The 4858-nt window shown below is 65.9% G+C and carries 6 protein-coding genes and 1 pseudogene; 2 read left to right on the top strand and 5 right to left on the bottom strand.

All coding sequences use genetic code 11. The features are described 5' to 3' along the window. Positions 1-444: cobalamin-dependent protein (locus AC1DS3_RS36425; RefSeq protein WP_477129114.1), on the top strand; the 444-nt coding region annotated here is incomplete at its 5' end. A gap of 419 nt (positions 445-863) precedes the next feature. Beyond that, positions 864-2168, top strand: coding sequence for a class II fumarate hydratase (locus tag AC1DS3_RS36420; RefSeq protein ID WP_477129113.1), 1305 nt, complete (start codon positions 864-866; stop codon positions 2166-2168). Positions 2169-2185: 17 nt separating this feature from the next. On the opposite strand, the gene AC1DS3_RS36415 is transcribed toward AC1DS3_RS36420, so the two are convergent. The 5 genes and pseudogenes from AC1DS3_RS36415 to AC1DS3_RS36395 all read right to left on the bottom strand — a co-directional run. Further along, a complete protein-coding gene (locus AC1DS3_RS36415) occupies positions 2186-2353 on the bottom strand; it encodes a hypothetical protein (protein WP_477129112.1) in 168 nt (55 codons plus the stop codon). A 57-nt stretch (positions 2354-2410) separates the two neighbouring features. Further along, positions 2411-2809 carry a hypothetical protein gene (locus AC1DS3_RS36410; protein ID WP_441634793.1) on the bottom strand — a complete coding sequence of 133 codons (399 nt, stop codon included), beginning with the start codon at positions 2807-2809 and terminating at the stop codon, positions 2411-2413. An 83-nt stretch (positions 2810-2892) separates the two neighbouring features. Further along, entirely contained in the window at positions 2893-3675 is a 783-nt protein-coding gene (locus AC1DS3_RS36405) for a COG4705 family protein (protein WP_477129111.1), read from the bottom strand. 249 nt (positions 3676-3924) lie between these two features. Beyond that, a pseudogene (locus AC1DS3_RS36400) lies at positions 3925-4035 on the bottom strand (IS5/IS1182 family transposase); the annotation flags it as partial. Positions 4036-4094: 59 nt separating this feature from the next. Beyond that, on the bottom strand, positions 4095-4858 hold a 764-nt coding region (locus tag AC1DS3_RS36395), incomplete at its 5' end, for an FIST signal transduction protein (protein WP_477129110.1).

The following is a 4858-nucleotide window of genomic DNA, read 5'->3' as shown; positions in this document are numbered from 1 at the left end:
CGCCTGGGCAGGGCGCCGCGCATCCTCATCGCCAAGCTGGGACAGGACGGGCATGACCGCGGCGCCAAGGCCGTGGCCGCGGCGCTCTCCGATGCCGGGTTCGCGGTCACGCTGGGGCCGCTGTTCCAGTCACCGCAGGACGCCGTGGCAATGGCCCTGCACGGGCAGGTCGACGCGGTGGGCGCATCGTCCCTGGCGGGTGCGCACCTGGCGCTGCTGCCTTGCCTGATCGATGGCCTGCGCGCTGGCTGGCCAGGCGCGCTGGTCTTCGCGGGCGGCGTGATTCCCGCCAGCCACGCCCGGCGGCTGCGCGCCCAGGGGGTGAGCGCGATCTTCGGGCCGGGTGCCACCATGGCGGCCATCGTCATGGGGATCGCGGGCGCATTGCTGGGGCATGCGGGCACGGCGCGCTTGCCCGATGCCCAGCTGGAAAGTGCCGGCTAGCGGGCGCGCTGCGCTTGGGCGGGGGCCGCTGAAGCTGCTTTGCCTGCCGGCCCGCCTTGCCCGCTGCCCCGCCCCCGAACCCCTCTCATTTCGTCGGGATTCATTGCCCATGGCTGGCGCCTGGGCTATCGTTCGTCTTGGCGCGAAGCGGCTGCGGGAACGCATGCGGCTGGGCTGCCCCCCCAAAAGGAAAACGGAGAGACCGTATCGTCCTCCCGCTGTACTGCCAACTACAGCGCACAACAGCGTACTACAGCGCACAACTGAAAAGATCAGCGCATGTCACGCCCTGGCCGCCACTGGCGAGGGCGGTCCATGGACAAGATGGCGCTGCCGTTTATTCCGGCTCGGTGATGGGTGCCTCCAGGKTGCCCCGTACCGGGCGATCCTTGACGCAGTTTGTTTGGAGAGTGTCTTCCATGCCCGCAGCATTCCGTTCCGAAACCGATTCGATGGGCGCCATCGATGTGCCCGCAGATCGCTACTGGGGCGCGCAGACGCAGCGTTCCACCATTAATTTCCCGATCGGGGTGAGCCGCTTCCGCTGGCAGCGGCCGGTGATCCGCGCACTCGGCATCCTGGATGAGCACTTCCCGCTGGTGGTGTTCCAGACCGGGTCCGGCACGCAATCGAACATGAACGCCAACGAGGTGATCTCCAACCGGGCCATCGAGATTGCCGGCGGGGAGCTCGGCAGCAAGAAGCCGGTGCATTCGAACGATCACGTGAACCGCGGCCAAAGCTCCAACGACACGTTCCCCACCGCCATGCACATCGCCGTGGTCGAGCAGATCCACACCAAGCTGCTGCCGGCCGTAGGCGCCTTGCGCGATACCCTGGCCGCCAAGGCGCAGGCGTACCAGGACATTGTCAAGACGGGCCGCACCCACCTGCAGGATGCCACGCCCATCACCCTTGGCCAGGAAATCAGCGCCTGGGTGGCGCAGATCGATTTCGGGCTGCATGGCGTCAAGTTGGCTGAGCCGGGCTTGCTGGAACTGGCCATCGGCGGCACGGCGGTGGGCACCGGGCTGAACGCGCATCCGCAGTTTGGCGCGCGCGCGGCGGCCTATATCGCCTCGCTGACCGGCCATCCGTTTGTCGATGCGCCCAACAAGTTCTTCGCGCTCTCCGCGCACGACGCGCTGGTGCAAACCTCCGCAGCGCTGCGCACGCTGTCCGGCGGCCTGATGAAGATGGCCAACGACGTGCGCTGGCTGGCCTCGGGCCCGCGCTGCGGCATCGGCGAGCTCAACATCCCCGAGAACGAGCCGGGCTCGTCAATCATGCCCGGCAAGGTCAACCCGACCCAGTGCGAGGCCATGACCATGGTGTGCGCGCAGGTGTTCGGCAACGATGCCACGGTGGCCTTCGCCGGCAGCCAGGGCAATTTCCAGCTCAACGTGTATAAGCCGGTGATGGTCCACAACGTGCTGGAAAGCATCGAGCTGATCGCCGACGCCTGCCTGGCCTTCAACGACCATTGCGCGCTCGGCATCGAGCCGAACCTGCCGAAGATCGCGGAGAATCTCGACAAGAACCTGATGCTGGTGACGGCGCTGAACCGCCATATCGGCTACGACAAGGCGGCCGCCATTGCCAAGAAGGCGCACAAGGAAGGACTGACGCTGAAGGCCGCCGCGCTGGCGCTGGGCTATCTCACCGAGGACGAATACGCGCGCTGGATCGTGCCCATCGAGATGACGCATCCGAACAAGGATTGAGCCGCAATACCTGACGTCTAGCTCCCGGCGCRCACCGCGGCGCGCCGGGGCTGGAACACCACCGGCAGCAGGGAAACGGCAATGATGGCCACGGTCAGCCAGCTCATATGCCCGCGCACCCATTCGATCCCGCCCAGCCAGAATCCGGCCAGCAGCAAGCCGGAGCACCACAGTGCCGCGGGCACATATCCCGTTTATCCCGTTTATCCCGTTTATCCCGCATGCGTGCCACCATCGGCACCTTACTGCTTGCCGCTGACCTGGTCGATCGTCCTGATCAGGTTCGCCAGCGATGTCTTGCAATCCGCCGCATTCGGCGTGCCGGCCCTGAGCGCCTCCAACGCACGGTCGATCGCTTTGTCGAGCACGTGCCAGTCGGCCGCCGCGCGCGGCTTCAGGCCCGCTTCGGCGGCGTCCCAGGAAACTTCCAGGTCCTTGATGCGCTTCTTCGCGCCGGCAAGGTCGCCCTTGTCGACGATCGATGCCGTATCCGCCGCGATCGCGCGGAACGGGCTCAAGTCCCCCAGCTTTGACGCGGTTGCGGCTTCGGCCGCAGGGATCAGGCTCGTGGAAGAGAAGACGGCATAGCCCGGCAGCCATGCCGCGAGCGCCAGCAATCCAATGGAGAAGGGGCGGGTGATAAGGAGTCTGCGCATGGTGGTCTCCTGCTGCATGGAAGGGTTGGATGCGGTGAAGAGGGCAACGGCGCTGCCATCGGTGTCACTCATGGCGCCGTTGCCGTTCCMAAAACCTGGTTTGCGTTGCGCTGGGCAACCGCGACCAGTGCGACGATGACGGCCAGGAAGATTGCGCTGGTCAGCGCCGCGCCAAAGCCAAGGCCGCCATAGGTCTGCGCCTGGGACAACAGGTCGCCCAGCGAGGCGCCGAGCGGGCGCGTCAGGATATAGGCGATCCAGAAGGTCAGAACGGCGTTGACGCCGAAGTAGAACGCCGCCACGGCGAGGGCAATGAGGGCGCCGAACACAAGGGTGCCTAGCTGGAATCCCAGGCCCAGGGCTTCGGTGGCCAGGTCGCCCGCGGCGGTGCCGAGGGCAAAGGTGCAAAGAATCGCGGCCCAGTAGAAGAGCTCGCGGCGGCGCGAGCAGATCGTGCGGATGGAGAGCGTGCCTTCGCGTCGGTACCAGAACGCGAAAATTCCCGCCAGCATGACGGCGAAGACGGCCGTGCTCAGATACAGGCTCACGCCCAGGCCATCGGTGAGCGCATCGGTGATCTGCGTGCCGACGACACTGACCAGCACCACGGTCAGCCAGTACATCCAGGGAACATAGCGATGCACCCGGACCTGCGCGAACAGTGCGATGGCCAGCAAGGCGCCCATGGCGCAGCCGGTGACGGCCTGGCCCAGCCCCGCGTTGACCGCGAGAAAATCGGCGCCGGTTTCGCCGACCGTGGTCGACAGGATCTTGATGATCCAGAAGCCCACGGTGACTTCGGGCACTTTGTTGAGCCAGGCTGGCATCGGCTGGGGGGACAGCGTGTTCATGGCGTGCTCCAGGTGTGCTATGCGCTGGGGGGCGGTTTGGCCCTGTTGGTTGTTGGGGGGGCTGGCGTGGGATAGGTCGCTCTACGCAGTCCGTGGCGCAAGGTTATGTCACCGTGGCTTAAGGTTGCATTAAGACCGTGTGGGAAGCCGGCTTGCGGCAGTGGCCTTGGCCGGTAACCAGGGCAATTTCCAGCTCAATGTGTGCAAGCCGGTGGAGGTCCGCAACCTGCTGGAAAGGCCTAGAGGGTGTTAGGCACTTTGCAATACGGGGACGGCATGAACGAGCATGAGCATGGCGAAGACGATGAAATGCAGGCCAGCCAGGGCTTCTGGCAAACGTTCATAGTCGCGTGCGAGTCTTCAAGTGCCTAACACGCTCTAAGCAAGGACTAAGCGCGCGGCGGGGCGCGCGCATTGGCTCAATGTCCCGTGAAGACCGTCAGCACCCCGGTGTAGCCGTAAAGGCGGTCTCTTGCGATCTCGCCGCCAGCGAAGAATCCCGCCAGCGGCAGGTCGCCCAGCGCATTGCGCACCATCTGCAACTCCGCATGCGGCGCCCCGAAATGGGGCCCACCCCGTCCGGAACAACTGATGTATAGCGCGCCCAGTGCCCGGCCGCTGTGGCCGCTCTCAAGCTCAGACCGGATCTCTGTGGCAACGCGCATCAGGTCCGCCCGCGCGGCGGCGGGGTTGCGCGTGCAGAAGGCCAGGCGCATGCCGTCCTCCACAACATCCGCCAGTGCCAGTACGCCATGCTGCGCGTCTACGCCAAGCACATGGCGCACCAGCGTATCCGTGCCGAACCTGCCAGGCACGCTGAGCGCATCGTCGTCGCCCTTGCTCAGGCCCACCAGCGTGGCGGACAGCACGCTTGCCAAGGTATCTTCCGGCACATTGCGCCCGAGCCCCAGGTCTTGCAGGACGCAGTCGAGGGCTGGCTCGCCATCAAGCTCGAACAGCAGGTTATGCGCGGCGCGGGTGACGGTGCGCATCGGCCCGATCGGCTTGCAGCCCTGCGTCACCCGCGAGATCAGGCCGATTTCGGGGCCGAACAACACACCCGACAGCCCGCCGGAGAAAACGCCATTGGCCATGTGCAAGGTGCGATTGCGCGCCGAAGACAGGCCGCCGAAGAGATAGCCGGTGGCAGTGCGCGTGCTGAGCTCGTGCAGCAGGTCCTGGA

This window comes from Cupriavidus sp. 01L46, assembly GCF_056399905.1.
The sequence above is the reverse complement of the archived record's forward strand: the minus strand, read 5'-3'. Positions and strand labels throughout refer to the sequence as shown.